Origin of the sequence: Paracoccus alcaliphilus (assembly GCF_028553725.1) — a bacterium.
GTDB lineage: Bacteria > Pseudomonadota > Alphaproteobacteria > Rhodobacterales > Rhodobacteraceae > Paracoccus > Paracoccus alcaliphilus.
The window spans coordinates 2,418,565-2,437,401 of the sequence record NZ_CP067124.1 but is presented as its reverse complement, the minus strand read 5'-3'; the positions used below and the strand labels follow the sequence as shown (position 1 = coordinate 2,437,401).

Sequence of the window (18,837 nt, the reverse complement as noted above, 5' to 3'; positions counted from 1 at the left end):
GACGTGACCTATCGCGCACCTAACTTATGAAGCTCAGCGTCTAGTGCCGTTAAATCGACGTTGAAGTAATCTTCACGGATCGCCCCAAGACGCACTGCCCCCGCCGTCTTAATGAACTCAAAATGTGCCTCTTCTGCTTCCGAAAGCATTGTTATGTGTGCCCGATCTATGGATTCAGCGAGTCGCCTCTTGCACTCGATGGCTAACTGGCAAGATGCGAGATCGGTGCCTTGATGCACTATTAAAAGATCAACATCACGAGGTGCTTTCGCATCGTCAAAAGCCGATCCAAAACCATAGATAGTGACGCTGTGCGTCACAGCCAGCCTTGCTTCTGGAAGTATTCCTCTTCCATTTCGGTGAGGTGGAGCCAGTAATCATCGCGGTGTAACGCGCCCATGAATTCCCCGATCTTGAACAGTCCGACATTGGAATCGCGACAGTGCCGCTTCGCATCCGGGGAGTATCCGCACCACGCGGAATTAATGACTACGGCATTGACCTCGCCAAGCTGTTCGATAGTTTCGATATATTCCGCGATCCCAAACGCATAGCATTCACAGATAAACACGCGGAGCGTGTCACCTTGCCTTCTCTCCAATGTATAGACGCCGTTGCCCTCACGAGTCAGTGAGACAACCTTCCCATGGCGACCCATCTGCCCCTCAAAGTAATTGTAGTGGCCGTAATGGCTGGTCCAAGGAAAGGTTTCGCTATGCGCCGCCATCGGCAAGCCCCCGAATGAGATCATCAAATTCCATAGGGAAGCGTTTCACCGCTGCATACGGAATCGCATCCTCTACCCATTGTTCATAGCTGCGCACATGCAGGAAGAAGGCCGCAACCACCCCCTGTTCGTCCGCGTCGAACAGAGATCGGTGCTCTTCAAGCAGCACTGCAATCTTCCGGTTATTAGGAATTATTACTGATAGACGCTCCGACATCCACACCGCATGCGCCGATTCATTGTGAGGCTGCGTTCGCGCTAGCTCAGAAAGCGGGCCATACTGCGCCCAAGACTGCCTGTTCTCTTCCAACAGCGGCAGAATTGCGCGGGCAATATCTTGCTTGGTAGGCATGGGGTCTTGGTCCAAGCGTTCGAGCACCCGTGCTTCGTGCTCTGCCTTCATCGCATGCAGAATCTCGACCGTATAGACGGCTTCATTTTCCTTGCGGTCGATCAGCGTGTGATGCGTTGGGCAGAGCAGTATTAGGTTTTCATAGTCGTCCCGCTGGGAGTCCGTCTGGCCCACATCATGACGATTGGCCCCCGGCTTGTCTCCGCAGATATGCGCCATCTCACCCAGCGTGTAGGGTGCAGCGTCTTCTGCCTCATGGTAGCATAGACGTTCCCAACAGCCGGCAAAGGCGCAACGACCGCCAGCCGCTGACCAGAGAATCTTGACTGATTTCTGAGTGATCGCCATCACATCTGAATATCATGGCCTACAAAAACATCTATCCATAGGTTCACAGTTTCATGTCTCACGGCGAGCTAACCTGATGATGCAGCCCCGAAAAGCACACGTCAGCCACCGGACTCATTAGCTGCTGCCTGTTTTAGAATCTTCCGATAGCCATCACGCGATAGCCATTGCGCGCGTTCGAGATGGCTTTGCCAGCAACGATAAGTCCGAAGTTCATAGGCGACCGGATCGCGGTGCAGCACGATCCGCGCGACTTCCTTCCAGTCTGCGCCCTCGGCCTTCGCGTCCAGCAAGCGCAGGTAGGTGACGTAGTGCCGTTCGTCATAGGCGGTTATGGCGTTGCCGGTCGGCGCTTCATCATCCACATCGGGATCGAGTTCGACGGGAGTTCGCATAGTCATTCCCCGTATCCGAGAGAGCTTTGTCTGCGGTGCGCCCCCGCAAACGATTCTCTCTGACTCTTGGTGATCGGGGAGTTCGAAACCGCTGTTACACGGCCCCATGGCCTTTAGCTCGGAAAGCCTGTTGTATACGCCACAGGCTCCCCGACCATAGGTCAAGGAGTGCGGTGCCGTAACGGCCGGCACCAAACGGTAACAGAGGGGTTTCGACGCCCCGGAGCAGCGCGTCTGCTCCGCTGACATTCTTAGCCGAACAGCGCTCGAATGTCTTCGCCTATTCAACGCCACAGGCGATGAGCCGCTGAAATCCCTCATCTGTTGGCCGCGCACCGCCCCGAAGGGGGTGCCGCCAGCGCATAGGCGCAAATGCGGCACGCTACGCGCCGCCGATCCCTCGCCATGGTCCGCCACAGTCCGCTGCCGCCACCGGCAGCCCAATCCCGACTGGAGGTGATCCATGCCCAACCCGCTTGCGGGACTGCCGCCGCGCCTGCTGCGCACCAAGGAAGCCGCGCGCTTCCTCGGCATATCCATCAGAACCCTTGAGAAACATCGGACCTACGGGACCGGGCCGACCTATCGCAAGGTCGGCGGCCGTGTCCTCTACACCGTTCGCGATCTGGAAGACTGGAGCGCGGTCGGCGAGCGCAAATCCACCCGCGACAAAACCGCCGGCACCGTATTTCCCGCGCGTCCGCTCACGCCCGAAGAACGGGGCGACTGCTAGATGCTGCGCGAGGACGATCACGACCCCGCATTGCCGGGCGAGGACAGCGAGCGCAGCCGCCTGGACCCCTTCGTGGTCGCAACGGGCGACGCGCCGCCGCGCGACCAGCGCGACTTGATGGAACGGCCGTTTTTCTCGCTGGCGAAGACCCCGCGCAACAAGCCGATTCTCTACAAGGCCGCCGACATAGAGGTGCAGGTGTTCGGGATGCCCGAGCACGGCATGGCGACCATATGGGACGCCGATGTGCTGATATGGGCGGCCTCGCAGATCGTTGCGGCCGAGAACAACGGCCTCACCACTTCGCGCTTTGTCCGGTTTACGCCTTACCATCTGTTGCGCGCCATCGGGCGGCCGACCGGCAACCATCAATACCGGCTTCTGAAAGCCGCGCTGGCGCGGCTGCAATCGACCGTCATCGCCACCACCATCCGCAACGGCCCGCATTGGCGTCGCCGGCAATTCTCATGGATCAACGAGTGGGAGGAAATGACGACGCGCGCCGGCCGCGTCGAGGGCATGGAGTTCGTCCTGCCCGAATGGTTCTACAACAGCGTCATCGACCGTTCGCTGGTCCTGACCATCGACCCGGCCTATTTCCGGCTGACTGGCGGCATCGAGCGATGGCTTTACCGCGTCGCCAGAAAGCACGCCGGGCACCAGCGCCACGGCTGGATTTTCGAGGTCGCGCATCTTCACAAGAAATCCGGCAGCCTCGCGCGGCCGTCCGACTTCGCGCTTGACCTGCGCCGCATCGCGGCCCGCCAGCCACTCCCCGGCTATCGGCTCCGGATCGAGCGGGAAGACGGCCGCGAGCTGCTGCGCATCCGCCCCGAAAAGCTGTCAACAGGCACTGTTGATAACCCTGTTAATGCCATCGGCAGATCAGGCGCACGGGGTATCGGCACATCAGGCGCACCACTATCGGCAGATCAGGCGCACGAACCGCAGCTAACACTTTGGCCTGAAACGCGGAATCCGACCGCTAACTTATCTAACAGAGAATCTAACTCTTTTTCTTTGACGCGCGCGCAGGCGAAGCCTGGTGCCGGTTCCTGCCCGAAGGGGCGAGCCATGACGGCCGCCGGGCTCGACGCGCTGCGCCCGCGCAGCCCCCAGCACATCACCGGAGACGAACAATGACCCGTCGCGCCCATCGCAGCGCGCACGGCCGTCCGCTGCCGGACGGACCTGCGCCCTTCACAACATTGGTCGAGCTGACCTTCGAGAAACGCAAGGTCGAGCACTGGATACGCTTCGGCCGCAAGAGCTACGAGCAGATCATCGACCGTCGCCGGAGTGTCGTCGGCTTCGCGCCGGGCAGCGTCTTTGCCTTCGTGCGATGGGCGAAGGGCGAGCACGGCACTGTCGTTTCGCGCATCGACATTGTGCGCGCCATCGGCCGGGGCGAGCCGTTCCAGACATTGCCCTTCGTGCGCCCCGGCGGCGAAATCCTGTTGCGCCTCGATAGCTGGCCCAAGGTGCAGCGCGCGCTTGCCGCCATCGACGCCGTGGAATCGCTCGGCCTCGATCCGGCCGATGCCTCGCCGGAGCATTGGCGACACGTCCACAACCGTTTGACCGCCAATCTGGAAGCGCACGCCTACACGCCCGAGCGACATGCCGCGTGGCTTCATCGCCGAAGGATCGACCCATGACGCGCCGCCGCACCCTCACGGTGACGGCGCTCGCCGTCATCGGCATCGCCGCCGCAAGCGCGGTCGAGACGCCATTGAGGCTCATCTGGAACGCCACCGCCAGCGCGCCCATTGGCTTCTACACCGTCGAGCCGGCAGACCGGATCGACGTGCCCGAGCTAGTCGCCGTCATGCCGCCCGAACCGCTCGCCGCGTTCATGGTCGAGCGCGGCTATAGCGCGCGAGGCGTCCCGCTCTTGAAGCGCGTCTTGGGCCTGCCCGGACAGCAGATTTGCCGCACCAACCGCACGATCACGGTGGACGGGATCGAGATGGGCGAGGCGCTGGAGCGTGACAGCCTCGGCCGCGATCTGCCCGTCTGGCAGGGCTGCCGCGTCATCGGCGACGGCCAGCTTTTCCTCATGAATTGGGAAGTCCGCGACAGCCTCGACGGCCGGTATTTCGGACCTATCCCCGCAGCTTCCGTCATCGGCCGGGCGGTCCCGCTCTGGACCGATGAGGAAGGCGTCGGCCGCTACGAGTGGCGCGCGCCGACCCACTAAACCACCCCCCGAGAACCAACCACAGGAGATTTCCATGGCAGAGATAGGCACCTTCACCCGCACCGAAAGCGGCTATGCGGGGGAGCTTCATTCGTTCGGCCTCCGCGATGAGCTGTTCATCGTCCCGGCCAAGCCGAGCGACGCAAAAAACGCGCCCGATTATCGCGTGCGCCTCGATAGCGAGGGCGGCCCGGACGCCGGCCCCGCATGGAAAGACTCCAGCGAGAACGCTGGCGACTTCGTGTCGATGCGATTGGAGGGGCCAATCTTCCCGTTCCCGATCCGCGCCAAGCTGTTCCAGTCCAACGACGATCCTTCGGTCTGGACCCTGCGTTGGAAGCACGCCCGGAAGATCGAGGACGAGGAATGACGGCCGCGCGCGGCCGGCCCGCCATCCGGTCAAAGATCGGCATCCCTTTGTTCGCGGAAAAGCCGTCTCATCCCTTCGTCCCGCTCGGCGACCAAACGGCCGGCGCGCGCAGCGAAGGTCAGGGGCGGCCATCGGCCGGCGCTTGCGCCTTGCCCTTGACCGCAGCGAGAACGCTGGCAGGCTGGCGGCGAAGCGGAGACAGGCCGGCATGGCATTATGCCGTCCTGCTGCTGGCGGGGGCGCTATCCGTCTGCATCGGATCGGGCGTCGCCGTTGCGCAATCCGCGTCGGTCGAGCGCCCGGCCGCTGCCCATCCGTATGCGGCGCACATCGCCGAGGCGTCGCAGCGTTCCGGCATCCCCGAGTACTGGATTCGTGCCGTGCTGCGCGCCGAAAGCGCGGGCGATGTGCGCGCCATATCGTCGGCCGGGGCGATGGGATTGATGCAGGTGATGCCCGACACATGGGCGGGCCTGCGCGTCCGCCATGGCCTCGGCCGCGATCCCTACGACCCGCGCGACAACATCCTCGCAGGCACGGCCTATCTGCGCGAGATGTTCGACCGCTACGGCAATGTCGGCGCGATGCTTGCGGCCTATAACGCCGGCCCCGGCCGCTATGACGAGCACCATGCGACGGGCCGCCCGCTTCCCGCCGAGACACGCGCCTATGTTGCCGCACTCGCCCCGATCCTTGGCGGCGCGGCTCCATCGGATGCGTCGTTGCAACCACCGGCACCGCCGCCCGACTGGCGCGAGGCACCGCTGTTCGTCATGCGCCCGGCCGACATGCGAGCGGCCGCCGCGCCGCCGTCCGAGGTGCAAACAGGCGACGGCCGCGCGACCGTTCCGGCGCGCGATCCCGCCCGTGCGGAGCCGCAGGACGGCAGCATTTTCGTGGCGAGCGCCAGCGATGGGAGAACGCCATGAGGGCGGCGTTCCCGCGCTCGGCGGCTTTGGTTTCGGCATCCGGTCGGGCAGGTTTGCGCCCGGCAGGATTCCCGGCAGGAGGGGCAGAAAAGACAGAAAGGGCGGAGGGCAAGATTAAAGAAGACGGCACCATGTCGGGCCGCTTCTGGAAATTGTTGTTGTCTGCACACTGGTTAGGTGGCCGGTTCCGGCACCATGGTTTTGAGGGGCCGCGTGCCGCGATTTTGCGCAAAGCCTTGGCTTTGCAGGGTTTCAAGCGGCACCATAGGCGCAGATCGGCGGTTTTCCGGCGGTTTGGGCTGGAGTCGCGCCCTTGAGCGCCGACGACGAAAACCGCTTCCGACCGAAGCCCGGCCGCATCCGATCCGACACGCCGAAGGCTGGCAAGACCAAGAGCTTTTTCACGCAGGTCAGGAAGATCACCCGGCAGCATCAGGCGGCAGCCTCCCGCGACCCTTCCATGCCGTCATCCGCCCGCCCGTCATCGTCGGGCCGGTCCCGTGCCGTGGTCGCCAGCGGCAAGGGCGTGAAGCGCGGCCGGGGCGCGAGCTTCGTGCGTGCCCGCAATATCTCGGGCAACTGGCATCATCGCCAGCCGGGCAGCCGCCGCGTCATCGTCAAGCAGCGCAGCGTCAGGGCCGCATTGAAGGGCGGCCGTGCCCGTGCACATCTGCGCTATGTCCAGCGTGACGGAACCTCACGCGACGGCGAGCGGGGCCGGCTCTATTCGGCGACCGAGGACCGCGCCGATGGCGACGCCCTCCTTGATCGCGGCAAGGACGACCGCCACCAATTCAGATTCATCGTCTCGCCCGAGGAGGGGGCGGAGCTGTCGGACCTCACGGCCTACACCCGCGATTTCATGAAACAGGTGGAAGCTGACCTTGGCACCAAACTCGATTGGGTTGCCGTCAATCACTACAACACCGGCCATCCCCATGTGCATATCGTCGTCAACGGCCGCGACGATATGGGCGGGGATCTAGTCATCAACGGCGACTACCTTTCCGCCGGCCTGCGCGAACGCGCCAGCGAGCTTGCCAGTCTCGAACTCGGCCCCGTGACCGAGATCGAGCAGGCCCGCAAGCTATCCGCCGAGATCGACCAAGACCGTTTCACCCGGATCGACCGCGCCATGGTCGAGGAAGCCGATGCCCGTTTCCTCGACCTGCGCCATGAACTGGCAGAGCCGAGGCGGCAGTTCGAGCGCACCTTGCGCCTGCGCCGCCTTACCAAGCTGGAGAAGATGGGGCTGGCGACCGAGCACGCGCCCGCCGTTTGGGAATTGAGCAAGGACATGGAACCGGCCCTGCGCGAGCTAGGCGAGCGTGGCGACATTATCCGCACCATGCAGAAGGCGCTCGGCCCGCAGGCAGGCGAACGCGATCCCATGAGCTTCCAAATCCATGACGGAGCGCCCGAGACGCCTATCGTCGGCCGCGTCGTGGACAAGCACCTGTCCGACGAGTTGGGCGAGAACCTGACAATCGTGGTGGACGGGATCGACGGTAGGACGCACCACATCGCCGGCATCACGCCCGAGCGGCTGGAGGACGCCCGCATTGGCAGCGTCATCCAGATCGGCCCGGCCGAGGTGGCACCCCGGCCGTCCGACCGCACCATCACCGCCATCGCCGAGGACGGCATCTATCGGCCGAGCCGCCATCTGGAGCAGGCGAAATTCGAGGGCCGCGTTCCCGGCGGCGACGATGAGGGCTATATCGATGCCCATGTCCGGCGGCTGGAGGCGCTGCGCCGGGCCGGCATCGTCGAGCGCATCGACGCCGACCAATGGCGCATCCCAGATGATCTGGTCAGTCGCGCGGCTGATTACGATACCGGCCGCGACCGGCAGGCCAGCGTTCGCGTGCTTTCCCCGGTTGATCTGCAAAGGCAGATACGTTCGGACTGCGCGACATGGCTGGACCGGCGATTGGTCCATGGCGAAACGGCCGACCTTGCGCCGACCGGCTTCGGGCAACAGGTCCGCGAAGCCATGGACCAGCGCCGCGAGCATCATATCGAACAGCGCGACGCCACGCGCAACAGGGACGGCCGAATCTTCTACCGGCGCAATCTTCTCGCCACCCTGCGCGAGCGGGAAGTTGCGCGCGCCGGTGCGGAGATGGCCGAGGGCAAGGCGCTGCCGTTCCGCGCCGCCAAGGATGGTGAGAGTGTCAGCGGCAAGTTCACCGGGACTGTCCAGCTAACGAGCGGCAAGTTCGCCATCGTGGAAAAGAGCCACGAGTTCACCCTTGTCCCGTGGCGGCCGATCATCGACCGCCAGCTCGGCCGCGAGGTCGCGGGTATCATGCAGGGCGGTTCGGTGTCGTGGCAGTTAGGGCGGCAGCGGGGGTTGGGGCTATAGGAGCCAACGATACCGCATTGCAACGCAACAACTAATTCGATAAGAGCTGCTATTCAATTTCGTAATCGTGGAGCCATCAGCATGGGAAATTCCAAGTCAGCAGACAAGTAAGCCGCAACATCAGAATTGTTGTTGCGGCGCTCTGTAAGACCAATCCCATCTGATTGCTGACGAGCAGACGCTGCCCGGTATCCTTAATCGAGCGGTTGATTCGTCATGACCACCACACGCCCCGCGTGGGCCTATACGCTGCCGGCAGCCTTGCTGCTTATGGCTCCCTTCGACATCCTCGCCTCGCTGGCGATGGATATTTATCTTCCAGTCGTTCCGGCGATGCCGGGCGTCCTGAACACGACTCCATCCATAATCCAACTCACGTTGAGCCTCTACATGGTGATGCTCGGTGTGGGCCAAGTGATCTTTGGGCCACTCTCCGATCGCGTCGGGCGACGGCCGATCCTGCTTGTAGGCGCAACGGCTTTCGTTGCTGCGTCTCTGGGAGCGGCTTGTTCTTCAACTGCATTAGCCTTTGTTGCGTTTCGTCTGGTTCAGGCTGTTGGAGCATCGGCCATGCTGGTGGCCACCTTCGCGACCGTGCGCGACGTATATGCCAATCGTCCCGAAGGTGCCGTCATCTACGGCCTTTTCAGTTCGATGCTGGCGTTCGTGCCTGCGCTCGGCCCTATAGCCGGTGCGCTGATCGGCGAGTTTTGGGGATGGCAGGCGATCTTCATCACACTGGCTGCACTGGCTTCGCTCGCACTCTTAAACGCCAGTTTCAGGTGGCATGAAACCCGACCGTTGGATCAGGCCAGAACGCAACGATCTGTTTTGCCGATCTTCGCGAGTCCGGCCTTTTGGGTTTACACGGTCGGATTTAGTGCCGGCATGGGCACATTCTTCGTTTTCTTCTCGACAGCCCCCCGTGTTCTCATAGGCCAAGCCGGCTATTCCGAGATCGGATTTAGCTTGGCCTTCGCGACTGTCGCGCTGGTCATGGTCACGACAACCCGCTTCGCAAAGTCCTTCGTTGCCAAATGGGGTATCGCGGGATGCGTAGCGCGCGGGATGGCGTTGCTCGTTTCCGGCGCGATCCTGTTGGGGATCGGCCAACTTTTCGGATCGCCGTCATTTTTCAGCTTCATCCTGCCGATGTGGGTTGTCGCGGTCGGCATTGTCTTCACGGTGTCCGTTACCGCCAACGGCGCACTTGCGCAGTTCGACGACATCGCTGGATCAGCGGTTGCGTTCTACTTCTGCATCCAAAGCCTGATAGTCAGTATCGTCGGGACATTGGCGGTGACGCTGTTAAACGGCGATACAGCGTGGCCCGTGATTTGTTACGCCACGGCAATGGCAGTGCTGGTGTCGTTGGGGCTGGCGCTCCTTCGATCCCGTGATGCTGCCACCGAGAAGTCGCCAGTCGTCTAGCCGACGACTGGAAGCAAGCCCGCTCCGATGCGGCGCAATAATCTTCGAAACCTCGTGAATGGCGGTATCCTGTCTGGCAAGATACCGCTCATTTCCCTTGTCCCGTGGCGGCCGGTCATCGACCGCCAGCTCGGCCGTGAGGTCATGGGCATCGTGCAAAGCGGATCGGTGTCGTGGCAGTTGGGGCGGCAAAGGGGCATAAGCCTCTAATCTGTTGTAGATGAACGCAGCCGCTCGAAACCAGCGATGAGGCTGTCGAGTCCGAAGTTGAACGCAGCATCCATGCCGTCTGTTTCCAACTCGTGAAACAGATCGTGCAGGAAGGACGACGGTGCTTGCTCGGACACATCTGGCCTGTCCGGAACTCTCTCATCGGCATCAGATGCCTGCTGCTCGAGAACGGAACCGACCACATAGTGACTGACCGCCCGGAGCGCCCAAACGGCGCGCTTCGGACAAAAGCCCTCCGCGCAGAGAAAGCGTATTTGCGTCTCGGCGGTGCCAAAATTCGGTTCTGTCGGTCGAGTGCCGGCATGGATACGCGCGCCGTCGCGATAAGAGAGCAACGCCGTTCTGAAGCTCAGGGCATTCTCTTTCAGGAACACCCGCCAGTCCTCATTCTCTTCGGGTAGCGAGCGGGTATGGCGTTCCGCCAGCATCGCCTCGGCGAGCGCATCAAGCAGCGCTCGCTTGTTCTGGAAATGCCAGTAAAGCGCAGGCTGCTGAACCTTGAGGCGTTCAGCGAGCTTCCGCGTCGTCAGGCTGTCCATGCCAACCTCGTTCAACAGCTCTAGCGCCGCCGCGATCACGGTGCCCTTGTCCAGTTTGGTCATTCACGTTCCTTCGCCAGTGCTTGACAATTTATCACCGATAAGTTCTATGTCCATCTCCTTATCGTTGATAAAGTCGCTCCATTGAGCGGCGCTGGAGTTTCAGGTGCGCAGCTCTGCCATCATTGCCCTGCTGATCGTGGGTCTTGACGCCATGGGTCTCGGCCTCATCATGCCCGTCCTTCCGACGCTTCTGCGTGAGCTTGTGCCAGCAGAGCAGGTCGCTGGACACTATGGTGCCTTGCTGTCGCTCTATGCATTGATGCAGGTCGTCTTCGCGCCCATGCTTGGACAGCTTTCGGATTCTTACGGTCGGCGTCCGGTACTTCTGGCTTCTCTTGCAGGAGCCGCAGTCGATTACACGATTATGGCATCAGCGCCGGTCTTATGGGTGCTCTATATCGGCCGACTCGTGTCCGGCGTCACGGGCGCAACCGGAGCTGTAGCAGCCTCAACCATTGCCGATTCGACGGGGGAAGGTTCTCGCGCACGCTGGTTCGGCTACATGGGGGCCTGTTATGGGGCGGGCATGATTGCCGGGCCAGCACTTGGTGGCATGCTCGGTGGTATCTCTGCTCATGCCCCGTTTATCGCCGCCGCCCTTCTCAACGGGTTCGCGTTCCTGCTTGCCTGCATTTTCCTCAAGGAGACTCATCACAGCCATGGCGGGACCGGAAAGCCGGTTCGCATCAAACCATTCGTTCTGTTACGGCTGGATGATGCATTGCGCGGGCTAGGTGCGCTTTTCGCAGTTTTCTTCATTATTCAACTGATCGGCCAAGTGCCTGCAGCCCTATGGGTCATATATGGCGAGGACCGTTTTCAGTGGAACACCGCGACCGTTGGTTTGTCGCTCGCGGCGTTTGGGGCAACACATGCGATCTTCCAAGCGTTTGTTACCGGCCCGCTTTCAAGCCGGCTTGGAGAGCGGCGCACGCTGCTGTTTGGCATGGCTGCGGATGCGACTGGCTTCGTTCTTCTGGCTTTTGCCACGCAGGGATGGATGGTGTTCCCGATTCTGTTGCTGCTTGCCGCCGGGGGTGTTGGCATGCCGGCCTTGCAGGCAATGCTCTCAAACAATGTCAGCAGTAACAAGCAAGGGGCTTTGCAAGGAACGCTAACGAGCCTCACCAATCTAAGCTCTATCGCAGGACCGCTTGGCTTCACAGCACTCTATTCTGCCACCGCCGGGGCATGGAACGGTTGGGTTTGGATTGTCGGCGCGATCCTCTATTTAATATGTCTGCCAATACTACGCAGACCATTCGCAACTTCATTGTGATTTAGTCATGGCGATTTGGCATGCGTAGACTTAGGAGAAATGACGGATTAAATCTGTTGAGCAATCATCTCCTTTCGGGGCGAGTGCCAATGATGACCTTAGTTCACACTCTCGCTGTCGCCGAATATCTCAACTTCCGTCACGCCGCCAACGCGCTCGGCGTTGCACAGTCCAGCGTCAGCGCCCGCGTGAAGGCACTGGAAGAAGACCTCGGCATCCTCTTGTTCGAGCGTCATGCGCGCGGCGTTCGGCTGACCGAGGCCGGACGCCATTTCGTCGAGCGGATAGCCGTAGGTATTGACCAACTCGACCATGCGGTGAAAACCGCCGGCATGGCGGCAGCCGGAGAAAGCGGCCGGCTTCGTATCGGTATCCATGCCCTGATTCCGCATAGCTTCCTCGCAAAGCTGATCGGCCAATACCGCAAGGATTACCCCGATGTTGAAGTCGAGATCGCCGAAGGCCCGGCCCGTGAAGCGGTGGTGCAGCTTCGCGCCGGCAGGTTGGACGTGGCGTTCGTCGCAGGCACGCCCCAACCACCCGACTGCCATTCCCGTCGCACATGGACCGAACCGCTCTTGGCGGTGCTACCGGAACGGCATCCGCTCGCCAAGCGGTCAGCCGTCACATGGCCCGATTTGGCAGGCGAGACGTTCCTTGTCCGGCATGGCGGCACTGGACCGCAGGTTCATAGCCATATCGTGCTACGCCATGCCGAGCGCTGGCCTGCGCCGTCGATCCTGCGCTTCGACGTGGGGCGTGGCACCCTTTTGTCTTTGGTCGGACAGGGCTTTGGCATCACCATCGTCGGCGCGGCCACGGCGCTGTTGCCGACAAACGGCATTGTCTTTTTGCCCTTCACCGACGAGCCGGAGCCGGTCGCCTTCTCGGCTGTCTGGTCGCCGTCCAATCGCAGCGCGGCGCTTCGCAACCTGCTCAGCCTCGCCAACGACATGGGCCGGAAGGTCTGCACGGACTACCGTTCGATACTACCACGGATAGCGAAGGCGTGAGCGACAAGTCCACCGGCACCGTACAATTATCCAGCAGCCAGTTCGCTGTGGTTGAAAAGAGCCATAAATGCACCCTTGTCCCGTGGCGGCCGGTCATCAACCGCCAGCTCAGCAGCGAGGTCTGCGCGGGCAGATAGGACCGGCGCTATAGGATCAATGCTCTATTCGACCTTCCTCTCAAAAGCGTTATCTGACCATCGTTGCGTAGCGAACCGAAGTGTTTGCGGAAGCACAGTCCGGGACTGTTACTGCCATCGCCGGAAAGCGACACTTGCATTAACACCGCCAAAGCCGAATCCGTTGGAAATGGCATGTTCCATGAGAATGGGCCGCGCAGATTGGCGAACGAGGTCGATACCAGCGGCAACAGGATCGGGGGTTTCTAAATTTCTCGTTGGGGGAGCAATTTGATCGCGCAAAGCGAGCACCGTGAAGATTGCCTCAATACCGCCTGCGGCACCAAGTAGGTGCCCCGTAGCCGATTTCGTGGCGCTTACGACCACATCATGATTGCCGAACACGGATTGTATCGCGGCAATTTCTCCTCGATCTCCTACGGGGGTGGAGGTGGAATGTGCGTTCAAATGTTGAATATCGATTGGTTTCAACCCAGCACTGTGGAGTGCAATTCCCATCGCACGGGCCGCGCCTCGGCCGTCATCTGGACCGGCAGTCATATGATGTGCATCGGCGCTTGTGCCGTATCCCACCAATTCCGCTATGGGCTTGGCACCCCGAGCGAGGGCATGTTCTAATTCCTCTATGACGATCAGACCCGCCCCTTCAGACATTACGAAACCATCGCGCCCGGTGTCGAACGGCCTCGACGCCAGTTCCGGGGTAGTATTGTAGCCGGTGGATAGTGCTCGCGCGGCAGCAAATGCCCCAAGACTAACCTTATCAATGCATGCTTCTGCCCCGCCGCACAGAGCGATGTCGGCCTCGTTAGAGCGTATCAGCCGCGCGGCGTCGCCGATGGCTTGAACGCTGGCAGCGCAGGCGGTTACAGGCGTGCCAATAGGACCTGTAAATCCATGCCTGATGGTAACATGTCCTGCCGCGAGATTGGCCAGAAACGATGGCACGGTAAAGGGTGATAGCCTCCGTGCTCCCCGTGTATCCGTTATACGAACTGCTGAAGCAATTGCAGGAAATCCGCCTATACCAGAGGCAATAATTGTCGCCGTGCGCTCACGTTCGTAGTCGCACGTAGGATGCCATCCCGCCGTTTCAAGAGCCTCCATCGCGGCCGCTAGTGCGAACAGAATGAAGCGATCCATTTTTCGTTGATCCTTTGTGTCAACGATCACATCGGGATCGAAACCGGCTTCGGAATCTTCAATCAGGCTGGGAACGAGTCCTCCGATTTTCACCGGCAGGTCGCTGGAGATTTCATCGGGCAAACTCCTAATTCCTGATTTTCCTTCCAAGAGCCTTTTCCAGCTTGTTTCGGTCCCGGAACCAAGAGGGCCCACCAGACCCATGCCGGTTATAACAATTCGACGCATTTGATTATTCCGCTTTTTCTGAGTTTACCCGCTTCACACGGTTTATGACGCGCATCGTTTCTTCCGTCGCCGCTGGGCCTGCTAGAAGAACCGTGTTTTCAGGAGTGATTTTTTCTCCAGTATCCGCATCGACTATGATGGCGTTTCGTTCCCTACCGGTTTCCCTGTCGCCAAGGCGCATGGCTATTTCATTGGGCGCAAGATTCCGGTTTCCCCATGCGAACAGGGCGATTGCTACCGGATAGAAATCTCGCCCCTTGTCGGTAAGGACGTATTCAAATCGAGGCGGATGATCATTGTATCGTTGCCTTTCAAACAACCCTTCGGCTGTGAGATGTTTCAATCGCCTCGCCAAAATGTTCGTGGAAATACCGAGATTCTTCTCGAATTCATCGAATTTGCTCAACCCTTGGAAGGCGTCCCGCAGGATCAGGATGCTCCACCAGTCACCGACGCTTTCCAGCGCTCGGGCTGCGGGACATTCGGATGATAGAAAGCTTGTTCGTTGCATGGCACATCCATAATGGCGTTACTTCCATTATGCAAGTTACATATGTGACAGCGGCGACATGACGCGAGGGCTATCCGAGGCATCCATTGCGGCGATTCGCCCGACCAGTTGAGCAGCGGCGATCACCCGGCCGGATGGCGGTGAATGCAACCCGTCCTATTTGCCGCCGATAGTATCCGGCAGCCCTCTCGCATCCGCTTTCCTGTTGCCTGTCCCGATTTTGCCTACTCTCTGATCGGCTCCGTCTCTTTTGCCGACTGGAGCCTGCATTGCGCGGAGGCCGAATCCTTTGGGGTCAGATCGCCGTAGTCTTCACCATCGTCTTGGTGATGACGTGGGCGGCGACGCAATGGGTAGCGTTTCGTCTCGGCTTCCAGCCCCAGCTTGGCAATCCGTGGTTCGAGCTGGTTGGCCTGCCGGTCTATTATCCGCCGGCCTTCTTTTGGTGGTGGTTTTCGTTCGACGCCTACGCGCCCGCGATCTTCGTCGAGGGCGGCATCATCGCCGTATCGGGCGGTTTCCTCGCCATCGCCGCCGCCATCCTCATGTCGATCATCCGGGCACGGGAGGCGCGCAACGTCGCCACCTATGGTTCGGCGCGATGGGCAGAGGATAGGGAAATCCGCACCGCCGGCCTGCTCGGTCCCGATGGCGTCCTGCTCGGCCGATACAACCGGGACTACCTGCGCCATGATGGCCCGGAGCATGTCCTATGCTTCGCCCCGACGCGCAGCGGCAAAGGTGTCGGGCTGGTGGTGCCGACGCTGCTGACATGGTCCGCATCCGCCATCGTCCACGACATAAAAGGCGAAAACTGGACGCTGACAGCGGGCTTCCGCGCGAAGCATGGCCGCGTGCTGCTGTTCGATCCAACCAACGCCAGATCGTCGGCCTACAACCCGCTGCTGGAGGTCCGGCAAGGGGAATGGGAAGTCCGCGACGTGCAGAACATCGCGGATATTCTGGTCGATCCCGAAGGCAGCTTGGACAAAAGGAACCATTGGGAAAAGACCAGTCATTCGCTGCTGGTCGGCGCGATCCTGCATGTCCTCTATGCGGAGAAGGACAAGACCTTGGCGGGCGTTGCCAACTTCCTGTCCGATCCGCGTCGCCCGGTCGAGGCGACCTTGCGCGCCATGATGGATACGCCGCATCTCGGCGAGGCTGGCGTTCATCCCGTCATCGCGTCGTCGGCCCGCGAGCTGCTGAACAAGAGCGAGAACGAGCGCAGCGGCGTCCTTTCCACAGCCATGTCATTTCTCGGCCTCTACCGCGATCCCGTGGTGGCGCAGGTGACGGCACGATGCGACTGGCGCATTGCCGATCTGGTCGGCAGCCGCCGGCCCGTCACGCTCTATCTGGTCGTGCCGCCGTCCGACATAAACCGCACCAAGCCGCTTATCCGCCTGATCCTCAACCAGATCGGCAGGCGGTTGACCGAGGAACTGACCACCTCCGGCAAGCGCCATCGCCTGCTGTTGATGCTGGACGAGTTTCCGGCGCTCGGCCGGCTCGACTTCTTTGAATCGGCGCTCGCCTTCATGGCGGGGTATGGAATCAAAGGCTTCCTGATCGCGCAGAGCCTCAACCAGATCGAGCGCGCCTATGGGCCGAACAACGCCATCCTCGACAACTGCCACGTCCGCGTCAGCTTCGCCACGAATGACGAGCGGACGGCCAAGCGGGTGAGCGACGCGCTTGGCACCGCGACCGAGTTGCGCGATTCCACCAACTACGCCGGCCATCGCCTTGCACCGTGGTTAGGTCACTTGATGGTTTCACGGCAGGAGACGGCTCGGCCGCTGCTCACGCCGGGCGAGATCATGCAGCTTCCGCCAACCGACGAAATCGTCATGGTCGCGGGCACGCCGCCGATCCGCGCAACCAAGGCCCGCTATTTCGAGGATGCGCGGTTTCAGGAACGCATCCTGACCCCGCCCGATCTGGTCGCCGCTCCGCTGGCGCCCAGCCCATCCGCCGATGACTGGTCCGGCCGCGTGGTCGCGGCGGGAAGCCGTTCCGCAACGGTCGCCGCAGATGCGACCGAGGGCGATCCGGCCAACGCCGGCATCCGCCGCGAGCCGGAATTGCCCGAGCATGAGGAAATCGTCACCCCGCCGCCATCCCCCGAACAGGAGTTCGACATTCTGGACGACGAGCCGGATGTTGACGCGGCCAAGGCCCGCACTATCCGCCAGCGCATGAGGATGGTGGCGCGGCAGGTGGCGATGAACCCCGATGATGGAATCGAGCTTTGAGGACACGCCTATGACCACACGCACCCGCCTGAATCTCTATTTCGACCCAGCGCTCATCCCGCAGATCGAGGCGATGGCGCTGCGCCGCTCGGCGGCGCTGCGCCGCAATGTCTCGAAATCCGCCATCGTGGAGGCGGCGGTCATGTCCTACCTGTCCGGCGATGCCGACGACCAGCTTGAAGCCGCCATGTCTCGCCGCTTGGATAAACTCGGCCGCCAGATCGACACGCTCGACCTAGATCTCGCCGTCCTCGGCGAGACGGTCGCGCAGTTCATCCATTTCTGGATGACCATCACGCCGCCGCTTTCAGGAGCCGCGCAATCTGCTGCCCGCGCGAAAGGTGCGGAACGGTTTGAAGGATTCATGCAGAATCTCGGCCGGCGTCTGGCGACGGGCGACAGGTTCTTGAAGGAGATTACGAGAGATGTTGGGCCTGAAGAAGGTCTTCCGGGGTTGAACAATCATCCAACGCAGGAGCGCTGATGAAGATTATTGCACCGACTATAGTCGCTATGCGCGGCGCTAGGTTCGCCTACTTCTCTCCGTCAACGCATCAATGTTATCTAGAGCTTCCGAATTGCTGAACTACCTCTCCGGTTATCCACGCGCTATCAGGCATCAGATCAAAGTGATTTCGCCCAGGGCGTTCGAGATACCGTGCTGATGGGAAATGTGCGACGGCGGCGGCTGTTGCATTCCGAAAAAAGCACTTTTCGCCTGCATAAAGTAAAACTGGCGCAGTGAACGACTCAGAAGCCGCACCCAAGGGCGGCCATTCAGCTTCAGCGGTGCGTAATGCATGAAGTGCGTTGGTGTTGACGCGAGCAAGACGGGTGGCCATGCCGTCCGGCACATCGAACATTTGCATCCAAACAGCAAGCCAAGCTTGTGCTCCACTGGAAAATGTTTCGGCAACCATATCTGTCGCCAAATCGACTTCAGAGTGAAGCTCGAACCCCCCAAGAATCAATCCTCGATAAGCCTCTGGATTTTGAACGGCGGCAGCGAGCGCTATTTTTGCGCCGAGCGAGTATCCCCAGACTAATGGATTTACTAGATCTAGGGTGTTGATTACCGTTTCAATGTCAGAAGCCATTTTGGGCAATGCGTAAGAGGACGAATTCGTGGGGCATGTGCTTAGCCCGTGCCCGCGAGGTTCGACACATACGACATGAAATTCCTTAGCCAATCCTGAGATGTAGCCAAGTTCTAACCAGTCCTCACAGGTCATGCTGATGCCAAAGATCAGGACAAGAGGCAGGTTCGTTTCATCACCAAACGTCTCATACCTCACGAGAACGTCGTCATTTTTAACATAGGGCATGACCATCAATAACGTGCGACAAGCCTGATCGCAACTTCGGTAGCAAAAAGGAGAGGTGGAAAGGCAGCAGAATCTCGGCCGGCGTCTGGCGACCGGCGACAGGTTCCTCAAAGAGCTGTCGCGCGACCTCGACTCACTTCCCGACGATCCGTTGCCGGACGAATCCGAGAGCAACGGCGATCAAGAATAAGTATTCGGACCCGTCCTATTTACCGCCGATGGCCGCCGATTGCCGCCGCCGCTTAGATACTTGTTGA

21 protein-coding genes and 3 pseudogenes are annotated in these 18,837 nt (G+C 60.9%); 16 read left to right on the top strand and 8 right to left on the bottom strand.

The features are described 5' to 3' along the window. Positions 1 to 8 precede the first annotated feature (8 nt). The 4 genes from JHW40_RS12620 to JHW40_RS12605 all read right to left on the bottom strand — a co-directional run bounded on the left by JHW40_RS12620 (position 9) and on the right by JHW40_RS12605 (position 1,822). Positions 9 to 320, bottom strand: a complete 312-nt coding sequence (locus tag JHW40_RS12620) for a hypothetical protein (RefSeq protein ID WP_139208252.1) — start codon at positions 318 to 320, stop codon at positions 9 to 11. Further along, a complete protein-coding gene (locus JHW40_RS12615) occupies positions 317 to 727 on the bottom strand; it encodes a hypothetical protein (RefSeq protein ID WP_024353478.1) in 411 nt (136 codons plus the stop codon). The genes JHW40_RS12620 and JHW40_RS12615 overlap by 4 nt, the downstream gene beginning before the upstream one ends. Then, positions 714 to 1,427, bottom strand: a complete 714-nt coding sequence (locus JHW40_RS12610; RefSeq protein ID WP_024353479.1) for an HNH endonuclease — start codon at positions 1,425 to 1,427, stop codon at positions 714 to 716. The genes JHW40_RS12615 and JHW40_RS12610 overlap by 14 nt, the downstream gene beginning before the upstream one ends. A 101-nt stretch (positions 1,428 to 1,528) precedes the next feature. Then, positions 1,529 to 1,822, bottom strand: coding sequence for a DNA -binding domain-containing protein (locus JHW40_RS12605; RefSeq protein ID WP_090616929.1), 294 nt, complete (start codon positions 1,820 to 1,822; stop codon positions 1,529 to 1,531). A gap of 463 nt (positions 1,823 to 2,285) precedes the next feature. On the opposite strand from JHW40_RS12605, the gene JHW40_RS12600 reads away from it, so the two are divergent. From JHW40_RS12600 to JHW40_RS12560, 10 genes and pseudogenes are all read left to right on the top strand, one after another. Continuing rightward, a complete protein-coding gene (locus JHW40_RS12600; RefSeq protein WP_024353481.1) occupies positions 2,286 to 2,555 on the top strand; it encodes a helix-turn-helix transcriptional regulator in 270 nt (89 codons plus the stop codon). Further along, positions 2,556 to 3,698, top strand: a complete 1,143-nt coding sequence (locus JHW40_RS12595; RefSeq protein ID WP_271115541.1) for a replication initiator protein A — start codon at positions 2,556 to 2,558, stop codon at positions 3,696 to 3,698. It begins immediately after the preceding gene. Next, positions 3,695 to 4,213 (top strand): DUF2840 domain-containing protein, encoded by a 519-nt coding sequence (locus JHW40_RS12590; protein ID WP_090612829.1) that lies wholly within the window; start codon positions 3,695 to 3,697, stop codon positions 4,211 to 4,213. The genes JHW40_RS12595 and JHW40_RS12590 overlap by 4 nt, the downstream gene beginning before the upstream one ends. Further along, positions 4,210 to 4,755 carry a S26 family signal peptidase gene (locus tag JHW40_RS12585; RefSeq protein ID WP_271115542.1) on the top strand — a complete coding sequence of 182 codons (546 nt, stop codon included), beginning with the start codon at positions 4,210 to 4,212 and terminating at the stop codon, positions 4,753 to 4,755. Before JHW40_RS12590 ends, JHW40_RS12585 begins: the two co-directional genes overlap by 4 nt. Before the next feature lie 34 nt (positions 4,756 to 4,789). Next, complete coding sequence (locus JHW40_RS12580) at positions 4,790 to 5,125, top strand: DUF736 domain-containing protein (RefSeq protein ID WP_271115543.1); 336 nt, start codon at positions 4,790 to 4,792, stop codon at positions 5,123 to 5,125. Then, on the top strand, positions 5,122 to 6,054 hold the full coding sequence (locus JHW40_RS12575; protein WP_272848983.1) for a lytic transglycosylase domain-containing protein: 933 nt from the start codon (positions 5,122 to 5,124) through the stop codon (positions 6,052 to 6,054). The genes JHW40_RS12580 and JHW40_RS12575 overlap by 4 nt, the downstream gene beginning before the upstream one ends. Before the next feature lie 460 nt (positions 6,055 to 6,514). Beyond that, positions 6,515 to 6,967 (top strand): annotated as a pseudogene (locus tag JHW40_RS24195) (hypothetical protein); the annotation flags it as partial. A gap of 57 nt (positions 6,968 to 7,024) precedes the next feature. Beyond that, entirely contained in the window at positions 7,025 to 8,422 is a 1,398-nt protein-coding gene (locus JHW40_RS24020) for a DUF3363 domain-containing protein (RefSeq protein WP_407931788.1), read from the top strand. Between the two features lie 216 nt (positions 8,423 to 8,638). Next, on the top strand, positions 8,639 to 9,853 hold the full coding sequence (locus JHW40_RS12565; RefSeq protein WP_000214125.1) for a chloramphenicol/florfenicol efflux MFS transporter FloR2: 1,215 nt from the start codon (positions 8,639 to 8,641) through the stop codon (positions 9,851 to 9,853). Between the two features lie 93 nt (positions 9,854 to 9,946). After that, positions 9,947 to 10,063 (top strand): annotated as a pseudogene (locus JHW40_RS12560) (DUF3363 domain-containing protein); the annotation flags it as partial. Here the strand turns inward: JHW40_RS12560 and tetR(G) are convergent. Then, positions 10,060 to 10,686 (bottom strand): tetracycline resistance transcriptional repressor TetR(G), encoded by a 627-nt coding sequence (gene tetR(G), locus JHW40_RS12555; RefSeq protein WP_000163574.1) that lies wholly within the window; start codon positions 10,684 to 10,686, stop codon positions 10,060 to 10,062. The pseudogene JHW40_RS12560 and the gene tetR(G) overlap by 4 nt on opposite strands. Positions 10,687 to 10,789: 103 nt before the next feature. Between tetR(G) and tet(G) the strand changes: the two genes are divergently transcribed. The 3 genes and pseudogenes from tet(G) to JHW40_RS12540 form a co-directional block, all read left to right on the top strand. Continuing rightward, positions 10,790 to 11,965, top strand: coding sequence for a tetracycline efflux MFS transporter Tet(G) (gene tet(G) / locus JHW40_RS12550; protein ID WP_001257840.1), 1,176 nt, complete (start codon positions 10,790 to 10,792; stop codon positions 11,963 to 11,965). Between the two features lie 56 nt (positions 11,966 to 12,021). Beyond that, positions 12,022 to 12,978, top strand: coding sequence for a LysR family transcriptional regulator (locus JHW40_RS12545; RefSeq protein WP_022675688.1), 957 nt, complete (start codon positions 12,022 to 12,024; stop codon positions 12,976 to 12,978). After that, positions 12,915 to 13,100 (top strand): annotated as a pseudogene (locus tag JHW40_RS12540) (DUF3363 domain-containing protein); the annotation flags it as partial. The gene JHW40_RS12545 and the pseudogene JHW40_RS12540, both read left to right, overlap by 64 nt. Positions 13,101 to 13,223: 123 nt before the next feature. On the opposite strand, the gene fabF reads toward JHW40_RS12540, so the two are convergent. After that, entirely contained in the window at positions 13,224 to 14,462 is a 1,239-nt protein-coding gene (gene fabF, locus JHW40_RS12535) for a beta-ketoacyl-ACP synthase II (RefSeq protein WP_336390112.1), read from the bottom strand. A gap of 28 nt (positions 14,463 to 14,490) precedes the next feature. Continuing rightward, the gene (locus JHW40_RS12530; RefSeq protein ID WP_031623797.1) at positions 14,491 to 14,997 is read right to left on the bottom strand and encodes a winged helix-turn-helix transcriptional regulator; all 507 of its coding nucleotides are present in this window, start codon (positions 14,995 to 14,997) and stop codon (positions 14,491 to 14,493) included. Positions 14,998 to 15,266: 269 nt separating this feature from the next. Here JHW40_RS12530 and JHW40_RS12525 point away from each other — a divergent pair, with 269 nt between their 5' ends. Then, entirely contained in the window at positions 15,267 to 17,255 is a 1,989-nt protein-coding gene (locus tag JHW40_RS12525; protein ID WP_029074264.1) for a conjugal transfer protein TraG, read from the top strand. Positions 17,256 to 17,265: 10 nt separating this feature from the next. Then, entirely contained in the window at positions 17,266 to 17,739 is a 474-nt protein-coding gene (locus tag JHW40_RS12520; RefSeq protein ID WP_029074263.1) for a hypothetical protein, read from the top strand. A 76-nt stretch (positions 17,740 to 17,815) separates the two neighbouring features. On the opposite strand, the gene JHW40_RS12515 is transcribed toward JHW40_RS12520, so the two are convergent. Further along, on the bottom strand, positions 17,816 to 18,586 hold the full coding sequence (locus JHW40_RS12515) for an alpha/beta fold hydrolase (protein WP_031623917.1): 771 nt from the start codon (positions 18,584 to 18,586) through the stop codon (positions 17,816 to 17,818). 49 nt (positions 18,587 to 18,635) lie between these two features. On the opposite strand from JHW40_RS12515, the gene JHW40_RS12510 reads away from it, so the two are divergent. After that, positions 18,636 to 18,770: a hypothetical protein gene (locus JHW40_RS12510; protein ID WP_255302509.1), complete on the top strand. Its 135-nt coding sequence runs from the start codon at positions 18,636 to 18,638 to the stop codon at positions 18,768 to 18,770. Positions 18,771 to 18,837 lie beyond the last annotated feature (67 nt).